General features: G+C 66.9%; 12 protein-coding genes. 5 read left to right on the plus strand and 7 right to left on the minus strand.

The window, feature by feature from the left end; translation table 11 throughout:
• Positions 1–144 precede the first annotated feature (144 nt).
• A complete protein-coding gene (locus tag AC1DBQ_RS01560; protein ID WP_476926814.1) occupies positions 145–1,557 on the plus strand; it encodes an MFS transporter in 1,413 nt (470 codons plus the stop codon).
• 109 nt (positions 1,558–1,666) lie between these two features.
• Here the strand turns inward: AC1DBQ_RS01560 and AC1DBQ_RS01565 are convergent, their stop codons facing one another.
• The 3 genes from AC1DBQ_RS01565 to AC1DBQ_RS01575 all read right to left on the minus strand — a co-directional run bounded on the left by AC1DBQ_RS01565 (position 1,667) and on the right by AC1DBQ_RS01575 (position 5,183).
• Complete coding sequence (locus AC1DBQ_RS01565) at positions 1,667–2,398, minus strand: glutamine amidotransferase (RefSeq protein WP_476926815.1); 732 nt, start codon at positions 2,396–2,398, stop codon at positions 1,667–1,669.
• Positions 2,399–2,477: 79 nt separating this feature from the next.
• Positions 2,478–4,331: an acetyl/propionyl/methylcrotonyl-CoA carboxylase subunit alpha gene (locus AC1DBQ_RS01570; RefSeq protein WP_476926816.1), complete on the minus strand. Its 1,854-nt coding sequence runs from the start codon at positions 4,329–4,331 to the stop codon at positions 2,478–2,480.
• A 156-nt stretch (positions 4,332–4,487) separates the two neighbouring features.
• On the minus strand, positions 4,488–5,183 hold the full coding sequence (locus AC1DBQ_RS01575; protein WP_476926817.1) for a Maf family protein: 696 nt from the start codon (positions 5,181–5,183) through the stop codon (positions 4,488–4,490).
• Positions 5,184–5,362: 179 nt separating this feature from the next.
• Between AC1DBQ_RS01575 and AC1DBQ_RS01580 the strand changes: the two genes are divergently transcribed.
• Genes AC1DBQ_RS01580 through AC1DBQ_RS01590 form a run of 3 tightly spaced genes read left to right on the plus strand, consistent with a single transcriptional unit; the run spans position 5,363 to position 7,238 of the window.
• Complete coding sequence (locus AC1DBQ_RS01580) at positions 5,363–5,530, plus strand: hypothetical protein (RefSeq protein ID WP_456507168.1); 168 nt, start codon at positions 5,363–5,365, stop codon at positions 5,528–5,530.
• On the plus strand, positions 5,527–6,288 hold the full coding sequence (locus AC1DBQ_RS01585; protein ID WP_476926818.1) for a cytochrome b N-terminal domain-containing protein: 762 nt from the start codon (positions 5,527–5,529) through the stop codon (positions 6,286–6,288). The genes AC1DBQ_RS01580 and AC1DBQ_RS01585 overlap by 4 nt, the downstream gene beginning before the upstream one ends.
• Entirely contained in the window at positions 6,285–7,238 is a 954-nt protein-coding gene (locus AC1DBQ_RS01590) for a hypothetical protein (protein ID WP_476926819.1), read from the plus strand. The genes AC1DBQ_RS01585 and AC1DBQ_RS01590 overlap by 4 nt, the downstream gene beginning before the upstream one ends.
• Before the next feature lie 56 nt (positions 7,239–7,294).
• On the opposite strand, the gene AC1DBQ_RS01595 is transcribed toward AC1DBQ_RS01590, so the two are convergent.
• The 3 genes from AC1DBQ_RS01595 to AC1DBQ_RS01605 are packed head-to-tail and all read right to left on the minus strand — an operon-like array spanning position 7,295 to position 11,005.
• Entirely contained in the window at positions 7,295–9,850 is a 2,556-nt protein-coding gene (locus AC1DBQ_RS01595; protein ID WP_476926820.1) for an MMPL family transporter, read from the minus strand.
• A gap of 1 nt (position 9,851) precedes the next feature.
• Positions 9,852–10,550 (minus strand): TetR/AcrR family transcriptional regulator, encoded by a 699-nt coding sequence (locus AC1DBQ_RS01600; RefSeq protein ID WP_476926821.1) that lies wholly within the window; start codon positions 10,548–10,550, stop codon positions 9,852–9,854.
• Between the two features lie 56 nt (positions 10,551–10,606).
• Positions 10,607–11,005: a YbjQ family protein gene (locus tag AC1DBQ_RS01605; protein ID WP_476926822.1), complete on the minus strand. Its 399-nt coding sequence runs from the start codon at positions 11,003–11,005 to the stop codon at positions 10,607–10,609.
• A 227-nt stretch (positions 11,006–11,232) separates the two neighbouring features.
• Between AC1DBQ_RS01605 and AC1DBQ_RS01610 the strand changes: the two genes are divergently transcribed.
• Positions 11,233–11,793, plus strand: a complete 561-nt coding sequence (locus tag AC1DBQ_RS01610) for a hypothetical protein (protein ID WP_476926823.1) — start codon at positions 11,233–11,235, stop codon at positions 11,791–11,793.
• A gap of 96 nt (positions 11,794–11,889) precedes the next feature.
• Here the strand turns inward: AC1DBQ_RS01610 and AC1DBQ_RS01615 are convergent, their stop codons facing one another.
• Positions 11,890–13,350 carry a dicarboxylate/amino acid:cation symporter gene (locus AC1DBQ_RS01615; protein ID WP_476926824.1) on the minus strand — a complete coding sequence of 487 codons (1,461 nt, stop codon included), beginning with the start codon at positions 13,348–13,350 and terminating at the stop codon, positions 11,890–11,892.
• Between the last annotated feature and the right edge of the window lie 224 nt (positions 13,351–13,574).

A 13,574-nucleotide genomic window follows, 5' to 3' on the forward strand; every position in this document is an offset into this window, starting at 1 on the left:
GAACCAAAGTGTCCAAATAGTGGAACGTTTGTCCATTGGGTGGACGATGGGAACTATTATCAGACATATACGAATCCCTAGCCGGCGGCCCGGGGCATCGGGCCCTGGGGAACATCCGTCCGGTCATCATGAAAGCGTTACTACATGTCCTCCACTGCAACCTCCGCGGAGCATGGGTCTGCCAAGCAGGTGAACTCGCGCGGCCGCGTGATCGTCGCCAGCCTGATCGGCACCACCGTCGAGTTCTACGACTTCTACGTGTACGCCACCGCTGCCGTGCTGGTCTTCCCGAAGCTCTTCTTCCCGGGGCAGAACGAGACCACGCAGCTCCTGGCATCCTTCGCCGTGTTMGGCGTCGCGTTCATCGCGCGGCCGCTCGGCTCGATCGTCTTCGGCCACTTCGGTKACAAGTTCGGCCGCAAGGGCACGCTCGTGGCCTCGCTGCTGACAATGGGCATTGCCACCTTCCTGATCGGCTGCCTCCCGACGGCGACCGTTCCCGGCTGGACCTTCTGGGCCCCGGCTCTGCTCGTCGTGTTGCGCTTCGCCCAGGGCCTGGCCCTCGGCGGGGAATGGAGCGGCGCGGCGCTGCTCGCCACCGAGAACGCCCCGGCAAACAAGCGTGCCATCTACGGCACGTTCCCGCAGCTGGGTGCGCCCATCGGCTTCATCATCGCCAACGTGATCTTCCTGATCTTCAGCTACACCCTGACCCCGGCGGCATTCGAGGCGTGGGGCTGGCGCGTGCCGTTCCTGGCCAGCGCCGTGATGGTGATCATCGGCCTCTACGTCCGGCTCAAGCTGATCGAAACCCCCGCCTTCACCAAGGTCCTCGAATCCAAAGAGGTCGCCAAGCTGCCGCTGGCACGGGTCTTCAAGACCAGCTGGCGCCCGCTGATCCTCGGCACGTTMATCATGCTCGCCACCTACGTGCTCTTCTACCTGATGACCACATTCACGTTGACCTATGGCACCCGGGCGGCCAGCCTGGACGCGGCGAAGGCCGCCGCCGTAAAGGCCGGCAAGCCGATGACCGATGCCGCCGCGGCGGCGTTCGTGCCGGGTCTTGGCTACACCCGGAACGACTTCCTCTGGATGCTGATCGCCGGCGTCGTGTTCTTCGGCATCTTCACGCTGGTCTCCGGCCCGCTGGCCGAGAAATTCGGCCGCCGCAAGATGCTGATCGCAGTGACCTTCGGCATCCTCGCCTTCGGCCTGCTGTTCGTTCCGCTGTTCAGCGCCGGCTTCGTGGGCGCCATGGCACTGCTGGTCATCGGCTTCTCGCTTATGGGCCTGACGTTCGGCCCCATGGGCGCGCTCCTGCCGGAGTTGTTCCCGACCAACGTCCGCTACACCGGCTCCGCGATCAGCTACAACGTCTCCAGCATCCTTGGCGCGGCTGTGGCTCCGTTCATCGCCRTCTGGCTCTGGGAACTGKCGGGCGGCAGCACCGTGCTGGTGGGCGTCTACCTCGCCTCCATGGCCGTGCTGACATTGATCGCCCTGTTCGTGAGCAAGGAAACCCGGGACCTTGACTACGAGAACAACGTAGCCTGACCCTGCAGACCTGCTGCTGACGGAAATGCCCGGCGTGTTCGCTGAACACGCCGGGCATTTCCGCGTCCGGCACTTCTCGTCGGTCCGTTTCTGGTGACTGCCGGCGGGACTAGCTCGCGTAGCGCTCGACGAAGTTCCGGAGGATTTTCATCGGTTCGGTGGCCGCGAACTGCCGGGCGTCTTCCATCAGCATCTCGGCCGATTCCGGCGGGAAGTATCCGGCATGGCGGTAGATGTCGATCCGGGTGATCAGCCCCTCGGCGTCGAGCTCAGGATGGAACTGGGTGGCGTAGAGGTTGGTCTTGATCCGGAACATGTGCACAGGGCAGGCGGCCGAGCTGGCCAGGAGCACCGCGTGGGCAGGCAGGACGGTGCAGGCTTCCTTGTGGCCGGTGAAGGCCGTGAAGCTCTCCGGCAGCCCGCGCAGGAGGGGATCCACGAGCCCATCCTCCGTCAGCTTGATGGTGACGCCGCCCAGGCCTTCGCCGTACGTCCGGTCGATCACGGCGCCCTGGTGCCGGCCCAACGTGCCCACCCCGTAGCAGGCGCCCAGGAACGGGAAATCCTCAGCGACGACMCTGTCCAGCAGCGCGGCGAGCTCGCGCTCCACCCGGTGCTGGGTGTCGGTCTTATGCTCTGAAGGGTCGCTCGAGGTGAACGGGCTTCCGCCCACAATCACTCCGGAGTAGCGCGACAGCTCCAGCTCAAGCAGCGGTCCGGCTTCCATCCGGACGCGGTGCAGCTGCCCGGGTTCCAGTCCGCCGTAGCGCAGGTAGGCCCGGTATTCGTCCTCGGCGGCCTCGTCCTCGGCGCGGGAGGCGAGGAGCAGAAATGGCTTCACAGACCAAGTTTGCACGGGCKGGACGCAGGGGCGCCAKAGGCGCGCCYGCGTCCCGCCCGGGGGATGCTAAGGGCCGAAGCTACTCGGCCGCGCCGTCCTCGATCAGGGCGATGATGGCGCCGGCGGAGACCGTCTCGCCGGCAKCGGCGGAGAGGCCGATGACGATGCCGGCGCGGTGCGCGGTGAGCGGCTGCTCCATCTTCATCGCTTCGAGCACGACGACGAGATCGCCTTCGGCGACGRCGTCGCCCTCGGCGACGGMCACCTTCACGATGGTGCCCTGCATGGGAGAGGTCAGCGCGTTGCCGCTCGCGGCCACGGCTGCGCCGCCGCTGCGGAGGCGTTTCTTGGCCTTGGCCGGCTTGGCGCCGGCCGTGGTGCTGACCGAGCCGAGTGATGCGGGCAGGACGACTTCCAGGCGCTTGCCGCCGACCTCGACGACGACGCGCTGGCGGTCGCCGGCGTCGGCCGCTTCAGCCTCGGTGCCGGTGGGGGCCCAGGCGGGAATGTCGTTGACGAAGGCCGTCTCGATCCAGCGGGTGTGGACCTTGAAGGGGCCCTCGGCCGGTGCGAAGTCCGGGTTGGAAACCACCGCGAGGTCGAACGGGATGACGGTGGGGATGCCTTCCACCACCATCTCCTCGAGCGCGCGCCGGGACCGCTGCAGGGCCTGGGTGCGGGTGGCGCCGGTGACGATCAGCTTGGAGAGCATGGAGTCGAAGTTGCCGCTGATGACATCGCCCTGCTCCACGCCGGAATCGATGCGGACACCGGGGCCGGTCGGGTTCTTGAGCGTGGTGATGGTGCCGGGGGCGGGCATGAAGTTCCGTCCCGGGTCCTCGCCGGTGATGCGGAATTCGATCGAGTGGCCGCGGACTTCCGGGTCCCCGTAGCCGAGCTCCTCGCCGCGGGCCAGCCGGAACTGTTCGCGCACGAGGTCGATCCCGGTGACCTCCTCGGAGACACAGTGCTCGACCTGAAGGCGGGTGTTGACCTCAAGGAAGGAGATGGTGCCGTCCTGGCCGACGAGGAACTCGCACGTGCCCGCGCCGAGGTAGCCGGCCTCTTTCAGGATGGCCTTGGACGATTCGTAGAGGCGCCGGTTCTGCTCCTCCGTCAGGAAGGGGGCCGGGGCCTCCTCGACGAGCTTCTGGTTGCGGCGCTGGAGCGAGCAGTCGCGGGTGGAGACGACCACAACGTTGCCGTAGGCGTCGGCGAGGCACTGGGTTTCGACGTGCCTCGGGGCGTCCAGGAAGCGCTCAATKAAGCACTCGCCGCGGCCGAAGGCGGCGGTGGCCTCGCGCACGGCGGATTCGAAAAGTTCGGGGATTTCCTCGCGGGTGCGGGCCACCTTGATGCCGCGGCCGCCGCCGCCGAAGGCCGCCTTGATGGCGACCGGCAGGCCGAACTTGTCCACGAAGTCGAGGATTTCCTCGGCGGACGCCACGGGATCGGCGGTCCCGGGAACCTGCGGGGCGCCGACCTTCTCGGCGATGTGGCGGGCCTGGACCTTGTCGCCCAGGGCCGAGATCKCCTCGGGGGAGGGCCCGATCCACGTGATGCCGGCGTCGATCACCTTCGCGGCGAAGTCGGCGTTTTCGGCCAGGAAGCCGTACCCCGGGTGGATGGCGTCCGCGCCGGACCGGCGGGCGACGTCGATGATCTTGTCCATCACGAGGTAGGACTCCGCGGCGGTGTTGCCACCCAGCGCGTAAGCCTCGTCGGCGAGCCGGGCGTGCAGCGCGTCGCGGTCAGGATCGGCGTACACGGCCACCKAGGCGATGCCCTCATCGCGGGCGGCGCGGATGATGCGCACCGCAATTTCTCCGCGGTTGGCGATCAGCACTTTGCTGAGCGGGCGGGTGCCCGCGGCTGCAAGTGACTGCGTTGATCCCGGCACGGTGGTTGCGGACTGCTCCGAATTTGCTGACAAGGCGTCTCCTTCTTTCCTTCAGGGAGCCTAGCGCGGTTTTGAGGGTTCCGCCGATATTACTTGCGGATTCCGCGCGTAAACGGCCCTTCCTTTGTAGGGTTGCCACAAAKGGCGGCGAATTGGCTCATTCCGCCGTCGCTGGCAGTCCCCCTGCTCTCACTCGGCACGGACGTCTGCCGGGTCAATGGCCCCGCCCGTCCAGAGTTCGGTGATTCCCACATTGGCCTGGCTGAGCAGCGCCCGGAGCGTGGAAATGGAAAGCCCGACGACGGTGTGGGGGTCGCCGTCGACCYTCCGGATGAACGCCCCGCCGTAGCCGTCGATCGTGAAGGAGCCGGCGCACTGGAGGGGCTCGCCGGTGGCGATATAGGTCTCGATCTCCTCGGCGCTCATCTCCATGAAGTGCACCTCGGCCGAGGACACCGAGCCCAGCGTGGCGCCGKAGCCCCGGGCGGTGAAGTCCCCGCCGACGTCGTCTGTGTATCCGCCGTCGGTGTCGCGGCAGTCCACGAGCCAGTGGCCCGTGTGCAGGACGCCCATGCTGCCGCTCATACGGAGCATGCGTTCACGGGCGACGTCGGCCGTGTAGGGCTTGCCGTGGGCCTCGCCGTCGAACTCGAAGACCGAATCGCAGCCGATGACGATGGCGCCGTCGGCCTCCGGCAGGKAGGCGACGGCCTCGGCCTTGGCCCGGGCGAGCAGGAGGGCGGTGTCATGTGGGTCCGTCACGCCGTAGCGGGCCTGGACGGCGTCCTCGTCCACGTCGGAGACAAGGACCTCGTGCCGGATCCCGGCGTGGCTGAGCAGCTTGGTGCGGGCGGGGGACTGGGAGGCAAGAATGAGGCGGGTCACGGATCCAGCCTAATCCACCGCAGCACAGCAACGCGGGGTCACCCAGCGCCCGTCCGGGGGCCTCCAGGGGCGCCAAGTCGCTCCGCGTTGTCGGCGCGTGGCCAGGGCGAAAGACTCTGGCTGCGGATACTTGCTCATGGTGTGGTTGCCTCGGGACACTACAGGGAATCGAGCAGCCCATGACCGGATGGCTAGTGGCAAGCGTTGGCAGCGTTGGGGACGGAACATATTTTGGCTGGGACGGCTTCACCATCCAGTCGGGAAACCTGATAGTGATCGTTGTGATGATCATCCTGTTTGTCCTGGCCTTGGTCCTGCCTTTTCCCGGCGGGAAGCGGCGGAAATGACCGCCCAGACGACGCCGGGGCATCGCACGCCGGTCGAGGAACCTGACGCCCACACCTGGACGGGCAGAGCCCGCCGGTGGCTCCTTAAGAAGCTTCCTCCGGACAAGCTCTTGCCCGAGGACCAGCCGAGCTATGTGGCATCCTGGGCGTACGTCTTCGGCATGGGGGCTATCGCTTCACTGCTGTGGATCGTCATTTCGGKGATCGTKCTGGGACTGAACGGACCCCAGTGGTACCACGTTTCATCGCTGGGGCACTTCGTCAACAGCACCCATCTGTGGAGCGTGGAGCTCTTCTTCATCTTCATGGTGGTGCATCTGTGGCTGAAGTTCTGGATGGCGGCCTGGCGCGGGGGCCGGGTCCTGACCTGGATCACCGGCGTGATCTCCTTTGTCGTTTCCATCGTGGCGGCCTTCACCGGGTATCTGCTCCAGACGAACTTCGATTCCCAGTGGATTGCCTTCGAAGCCAAGGATGCGCTGAACGCGGTCGGAGTAGGCGCCTGGTTCAACGTCGCCAACGTCGGGCAGCTCTTCACCTGGCACATCACACTGCTGCCCCTGGCCGTGGGCGCTGTGGTGGTCCTGCATGTCCTGCTGGTCCGGGTCCACGGCGTTGTACCTCCGCTTGAGGCCGAGGAGTCCKACGCCCAGCTGCTTCACAACCGCCCCGAGCCCGCGGAACCGCCGGAGACCGCCGAAGCCCCGGACTCCAACACACCGCCGGAGCCCACCGAATCCCGGGGCGCAGTGCGATGACCAGGAAAACCAACAGCACCTCTTGGCGGAAGACGGACGACGTTGCCAGCCGGCCCTGGACGGGCAGCGTCCGCGAATATGACCTCATCAAGGAACTGATCATCGGTGTTGTGGTGGTCGGCCTGCTCGTGCTCGGCGTATCCGCCCTCTTCGGGTCCCCTGATGAGCCCAGCGTCAGCCTCAAAGCGTGGGCCACGGCCGCTCCGGCGGATTTCGTTGGCACCGCCGCAAAAGAACTGGCCGGAACCAGCGATTCCGCGGCGTACGGGCCGCCCTACAACTCCACTCCGGGTGCGTCGCAGACAATCGGCCCCGTGGACCTGCAAAGCCTCTCCGGCGTCCGCCTCCCGGTCGATGCCGCCAATGACTTCGTGATCACCCCGCTGGCGACGCTGCCGTCGCCACCCGCAGACCTGGCGCGTTGGATGGCGGCCACGGATCAGCAGCGCTCAGTCTGGGCAGCCGCCTATTCCGACGCCCTCGCCGMCGCGCCCGATAACGACCCCGCCAAGGTGGCCGACGGCGATTACGGGCCGGTCCCCGCGCTGACCGGCGCCTTGCTGGACATGGCGCGCCAAGGCAATCTGGACGGCGTGCTGCAGAACGGCGGAAACTTCTACAACACGGACTACACGCGTAGCCTCCTGTTCCTGGGAGACGGCAGCTACTTCCCGGGTCTCGCGGCAAGCCAACACCTCTCCGGGGATCAGTGGGGCGTGATKAACGAAACCGGCGATACGCCGGGGCAGTCGTKGTTGTGGCTCTTCTCGCTCCTTTACCAGGTGGAACCGTTCAAGTCCGCGCCGAATGCCGATGCCCTGGTTGTGGTCACAATGTTCGTGCTCACGGCATTGCTGACACTGCTGCCGTTCATCCCCGGTCTGAGGTCGCTGCCGCGTTGGATTCCCCTTCAACGCTTGGTCTGGAAGGACTACTACCGCAATCGCTGAGGGAGCCCGCGTTGCTCTAGCGGGCGGCGCATACCGTCGTACCGCGCTGGCGAACGTCAGCGCGCTGCGACCTCTTCAGACTCGGCTTCGRGCTCGACCTCAGTCGAGGCCGCTGCGGCGCGTGCCGGCTGGTGGAGCTTGGCGCCCTCGACGTCGACGTCCGGCAGGATCCGGTCCAGCCAGCGGGGAAGCCACCAGGCCTTCTCGCCGAGCAGGTACATCACGGCGGGGACGATTGTCATGCGGACCACGAACGCGTCCACCAGCACGCCGAAGGCCATGGCGAAGCCCAACGGCCGGACCATGTTCAGGTGCGAGAAGATGAAGCCGGAGAACACGCTGACCATGATGATGGCGGCGGCGGTGACCACGGACGCGGCATGGCTAAAACCGGTGCGGACCGCGTGCTTGGCTGATTCACCGTGCATGAACGACTCGCGCATGCCTGAGGTAATGAACACCTGATAGTCCATGGCCAGGCCGAACAGCACGCCGATCAGGATGATCGGCAGGAAGCTCAGCACGGCACCCGGATTCTCGACGCCGAACACGCCCCCCAGCCAGCCCCACTGGTAGACGKCGACGACGGMACCGAAGGCGGCGGCGAGCGAGAGCAGGAAACCGCCGGTGGCCAGCAACGGTACCCAGATAGAGCGGAACACGAGCAGCAGGAGGATCAGCGAGAGGCCCACCACGATGGCCAGGTACGGCGGCAGCGCGTCACCGAGCTTGGTGGACACGTCGACGTTGCCGGCGGTCTGTCCGGTGAGCCCGATGCTGACGCCGGTGGAGTCCTTGATCTGGGCCTTTTCGGCCCGGAGGTCGGAGACCACCTGGACGGTGCTCGCGCTGGCCGGACCCTCGTTCGGGATGACCTGGAAGACGGCGKTGCGGCGGTMCTCGCTCAGGGCCAGAGGCACGGCGGCGGTGACGTTCTCGGTCTTGCGCAGGATGTCCGCGACGGCGAACTGCTTGGCCGTGGCGTCGGCTTCGCTGAGTCCTTCGGGGAGGTCGCCCACCACGATGATCGGGCCGGTCATGCCCTCGCCAAAGCTTCGCTTGGTCACGTCATAGGCCTTGAAGGCTGGCGAGGCGACCGGCTCGGAGCTGGCATCGGGCAGGGCAAGCCGCAGCTGGCTCGCCGGCAGCGCCACGATGCCCAGCAGCAGGACGCCGGCCAGCAGGGTCAGGACCGGGTGCCGTGTGACGAGGCCGCCCCAGCCGTGGGTGCTGCGGCGTTCGTCGCGGGCCCGGTCCTCGGTCTCGTGGCCCGGGGCGGCGTTGTGCTTCTCCGCCTTGGCCCAGGCTCGCTTGGAGATCAGTTTCCGGCCCACAAGGGAGAGGACAGCGGGCGTCAGTGTCAGGGCAACGACGACGGCGACGGCTACCGTCGCGGCGGCCGAGAGACCCATGACGGCCAGGAACGGAAGGCCGGGGACCACGAGGGCCGCGAGGGCGATGATGACAGTAAGGCCAGCGAAGAGCACAGCGTTGCCGGACGTGCCGGTGGCCAGCGCCACGGATTCCTMGGCGTCCATACCGCCGAGCAGCTGTCCGCGGTGGCGGTTGACGATGAACAAGGAGTAGTCGATCCCGACGGCAAGGCCGAGCATCAGCGCCAGCATCGGGGAGATGGAGCTCATGTCCATGGCACCGCTGAGGGCGAAGGTGCCGCCCACACCGACGGCGACGCCGACGATGGCCATCAGCAGCGGAAGCCCGGCAGCGATCAGGGTCCCGAGCATGATGATCAGGACCAGGGCTGCCACCGCGATGCCGAGAATTTCGGCGGTGCCGAAGATCTCGGAAATGTCCTCGCTGATCTCCTTGCTGGGCAGGGCAGTCACGTTGGCGGCGGAAACCTCCTTGACGATGTTCTGGACTTCCTGCCGGACCTCAGGCTTGAGGCCGTTGATGGAGGTCTTGAACTGGATCTGCGCGATCGCGGCCTTGCCGTCCTCGGAGACGAAGCGCAGGCCCTTCGATGCTTCCAGCTGACGTGTGCCGAGGGCCAGCTTTGCCTCGCCGGCTTCCAGTTCTTTGGTGCCGGCGTCGAGCTTTGCCTGGCCTTCGGCGAGGGCCGCCTTCTGCTGGCCGAGCTGCGCCTCGATGACGGCGCCCGGCATGCCGGCCGCCGTCATCTGCTGCTCGGCAGCATCCAGCTTGGCCTTTCCTGCGGCCAGCTCGGCCGTGGCCTGGTCCAGCCGGGCTTTGCCGGCGGCGGACTGCTCCTTGCCCGCGGCGAGGTCGGCGGCGGCCTTGTCCAGTTGCGCCTGGGTGGCGAACGGGTCAACCGTGCCCTGGACATCGGGCAGGGTCTTCAGCTTTGCCAGCGCCGCCGTGACCGCATCCTTTCCGGCCTGGCTGAACTGGGCATCGTTGGCTTCGAACACGACGCTCGCGGAGCCGCCGGAGGACGAGGGAAGCTCGCTCTTGAGCTTGTCCGCCATCTGCTGKGTTTCGGTGCCGGGAATCTGGAAGTTATTGGACAAAGTCCCGTGGAAGGCGGCTGCCGCACCACCGACGGCCACCATGACGGCGAGCCAGAGGGAGATGACGAGCCAGCGGTGACGGTAGGAGAACTTGCCGAGACGGTAAAGCAATAGGGCCATGTCAGTGCCGATCTGGGGAAGGGGCGGGGGAGTGGGATGCGAAACCGGAGCCCAGCAGGCCCATGGATTCGATCAGGAGCTGGCGCAGGACGGACAGGGAATCCGGGCTGAGGTCGCCGCCGCAACGGGCAAACCAGACGTCCAGGGCGGCTTTGCCGCAGGAAATGACCGAACCGGCGAGGGCACGCAGATAGAGTTCGTCGATGTCGTGGCCGGCCGTCCGGGCAAAGCGTTCGCGGGCGGCCTCGATGATTTGTTCAGTGCAGTGGTCCCAGGCTTCCAGTTCGGAGCGGCTGAGCTGGGGATTGGTCTGGCCCAGGCTGTAAATCTCGGCTACCGGTGCAACGGTCATGGGATCGGCCAGTTCAACGAGGGCTGCCCGCGCCGAGTCCAAGATGGGTTCGTCGGCCGGACGCAGCCGGAACTGCTGGAGCGCCGTGTCAAGAAATCCGAATGTCACCGAGGCCAGCGCCGCCTCGGTGCTGCCGAAGTAGTTGAAGAAGGTGCGGCGGGATATCCCTGCGGCGTCGGCAATGTCCTCCACCGTGAAGTTTCCGGGGCCCCGCGACCGGAGCAGATTTAGTGCGGCATCAGTGATGGCCTGCCGGGTGGCCGCCTTATTTAGTTCGCGGCGTGACGGGACKCCGGGTTCACCGGATGCGGCAGCCTGGCCGCCGGCAGAGGATGGTAGTGCAGACACGCCCTTACACTACGTGCATGTTTGCACTCTGGGCAAGTATTTTCAAGGCTTGAGGCTCAGGGGTTGAGTTCGCTGGCCGCGTCGCCGGAACCGGCCAGGTAGATCGACTGGCCAGTCGCTCCGGGCTCGTCGTGTGAGAGTGGAATGGCAAAGACGGCAGTGCCGTACGCGCAGATCTCTGTCCAGTTGGGCCCGATCGCTGACGTGTCGAAGCGCATGGCGACGATGGCGTTGGCGCCGCGCTGCTCGGCTTCGGAGACCATCCGGGCCATGACCTGCTGCCGGCTGTCGTAGAGGGCCCGGGTCATTTCCCGCACCTCGCCGCCGCCCAAAGAACGGAAGCCCGCCATGACCTGGGCGGTGACGTCCCGGGAGCGGACGGTCAGCCCCATGACTTCGCCGAAGACGGCGTCGATCCGGTGGCCCGGGATGTCGTTCGATGTGACGATCAGCATGCCCAGAGCCTATCCATTTTTGGGGCCTGGGCGAGGGCAGCCATGCAGCGGGATTCACGTCTGCGCCAGGGGCGGGATCCGTTGCCGGATTCACAGGAACCTGAAAGCTGGGAGACAGCTATCTCTGCTGGCGCGGGTGCAGACTGGAAACGCTGGTGGTACCGACTTCCCAAGGAGAGCCGTCAGCAACAAAAGCCGTCACCGCGCGGCAGATCCAGGAGACACACATGTCACGCACAACCAAAATCGCGCTCGGCCTTGGGGCCGCGGCGGTGGCACTCGGGGCCGGGCTCGGAGTCGCCGGGATGGCCTCTGCCACGACGACGCCGAGCCCCACCCCGTCCTCCAGCTCCAGCGCCCCGGGTGGCACCTTTTCCGACGGGCACGGCATGCACGGTGGGCGCCACGGCCATGGACCCGCGGGCGCCGAGCTCGGCACCCGTGTCAAGGACCTCGCCGCCAAACTCGGCGTTGACGAGGCCAAGGTCACTGACGCCCTGAAGGCCTTCCGCGACGCGAACAAGCCGACCACCCCGCCGGCCGAAGGGCAGAAGCCGGACCGCGCCGCGATGGAGAAGGCTTTGGCCGCGTCCCTGGCGAAGTCCCTTGGCATCGATGAAGCCAAGGTCACGGCCGCCCTGGAGGAAATCCGGGCCGCGGAGCAGAACCAGCACGCCGCCGCGCTGAAGCCCCGGCTGGACCAGGCTGTCAAGGACGGCACCCTGACCCAGGCCGAAGCGGACGCCGTTACCAAGGCGGCGGAAAAGGGCGTGATCGGCGGCCGCTAAGGGCCAGCCCTCCGGCCCGTTCAATGGAAACGGCGAAGTCCCCGGGAGTTTCCCGGGGACTTCGCCGTCGCACTTTTGCCTGTGCGGCCGGACCGGCTAGGCCGTGGCGTCCGCCAGTTCGCGCTCCGCCGTCGGCCGCGCTGCGGCGGGTGCCGGGGCAGCGGCCGGATCGGCAGCCGGCGCGGCCACAACGTCGGCGAGGTCGTCGCTGAACGGATCGCCGTTCCGCGGCGCGTTGTAGAGGGTCTCGTCCAGGATGCCTTGGCGCTTGGCCACGATCGCAGGGATCAGGGCCTGGCCAGCCACGTTGACGGCGGTGCGGCCCATGTCCAGGATCGGGTCGATCGCCAGCAGGAGCCCGACGCCGGCCAGCGGCAGTCCCAGGGTGGAAAGCGTCAGCGTCAGCATCACGACGGCGCCGGTGGTGCCGGCGGTCGCGGCCGAGCCGAGCACGGACACCAGCGCGATCAGCAGGTACTGGGTGAAATCAAGCTGGATGCCGAAGAACTGGGCCACGAAGATCGCAGCGAYGGCGGGGTAGATCGCGGCGCAGCCGTCCATCTTGGTGGTCGCGCCCAGGGGCACCGCGAACGAGGCGTAGGCGCGCGGGACGCCCAGGCTCCGTTCGGCCACGCGCTGGGTCAGCGGCAGCGTGCCGATCGAGGAGCGGGAGACGAAGGCCAGCTGCACGGCGGGCCACACGCCCGAGAAGTACTGCTTGACGGACAGGCCGTGGCTGCGGATCAGGACGGGGTAGACCACGAACAGCACAAGGGCCAGGCCGATGTAGATGGCCACCGTGAACTTGCCGAGCGAGCCGATGGTGTCCCAGCCGTAGACGGCCACGGCGTTGCCGATCAGGCCGACCGTGCCCAGCGGCGCGATCCGGATGATCCACCAGAGGACTTTCTGGATGACGGCGAGGGCGGAGGCGTTGAGTTTCAGGAGCGGCTCGGCGGCCTTGCCGACCTTGAGCGMGGCGATGCCKACGGCGATGGCGATCACCAGGATCTGGAGCACGTTGAAGCTCACCGCCGTGGTGGCGACGCCGTCGGTGACCGTGGTGGTGGCGCCAAGGCCCAGGAAGTTCTTGGGGAACAGCCCGGTGAGGAAGGCCCACCAGTCGCCGGACTTGCCGGCGTACTTGGCTTCCTGGTTGATACCGGTGCCGGCGCCGGGCTGCAGCAGCACGCCGAGTCCGATCCCGATCAGCACGGCAATCAGCGAGGTGATGGCGAACCAGAGCAGCGTGTTCCAGGCGAGCCGGGCGGCATTGGAGACCGCGCGCAGGTTCGAAATGGAGCTGACGACGGCGGTGAAGATGAGGGGCACGACGGCGGTCTGCAGCAGCGAGACGTAGCTCGAACCGATGGTCTGCAGGGTGGCGCCGAGGGCATTGGGGTTCGCCTTGGTGCTGCCCGTGTACTTGGCGAGAAGGCCAAGGCCGAGGMCCACGATCAGGGCGGCGATGATCTGGAAACCGAACGAGCCGGCCCATCTGGGTAGCTGGAACCMGGTCTTGCCAGCGGGTGCGGGGGTGCTTGTCTGAGTGCTCACCGGAACACGCTAGGACCCGCGCCGATAGCACAGCGAAAGGATGTTGAGAAATATTACGCGGCAAGTTTTTGGGTCCGGTCGCGCAATCCCAGGAAATACGCCGGAAGACTGCCCGATTGTGAAGTTATTCCAACCTCCGGTGTGGCCTTTATCTCCCCTCAGGGCCCGGGAGGCAGCCATCCGGCAGCGTGCGTCTAAGCGAGTGCCCCATCGTCCGGGTTCCC

The sequence above is a fragment of the Arthrobacter sp. 10T413_2 genome (genome assembly GCF_056394205.1).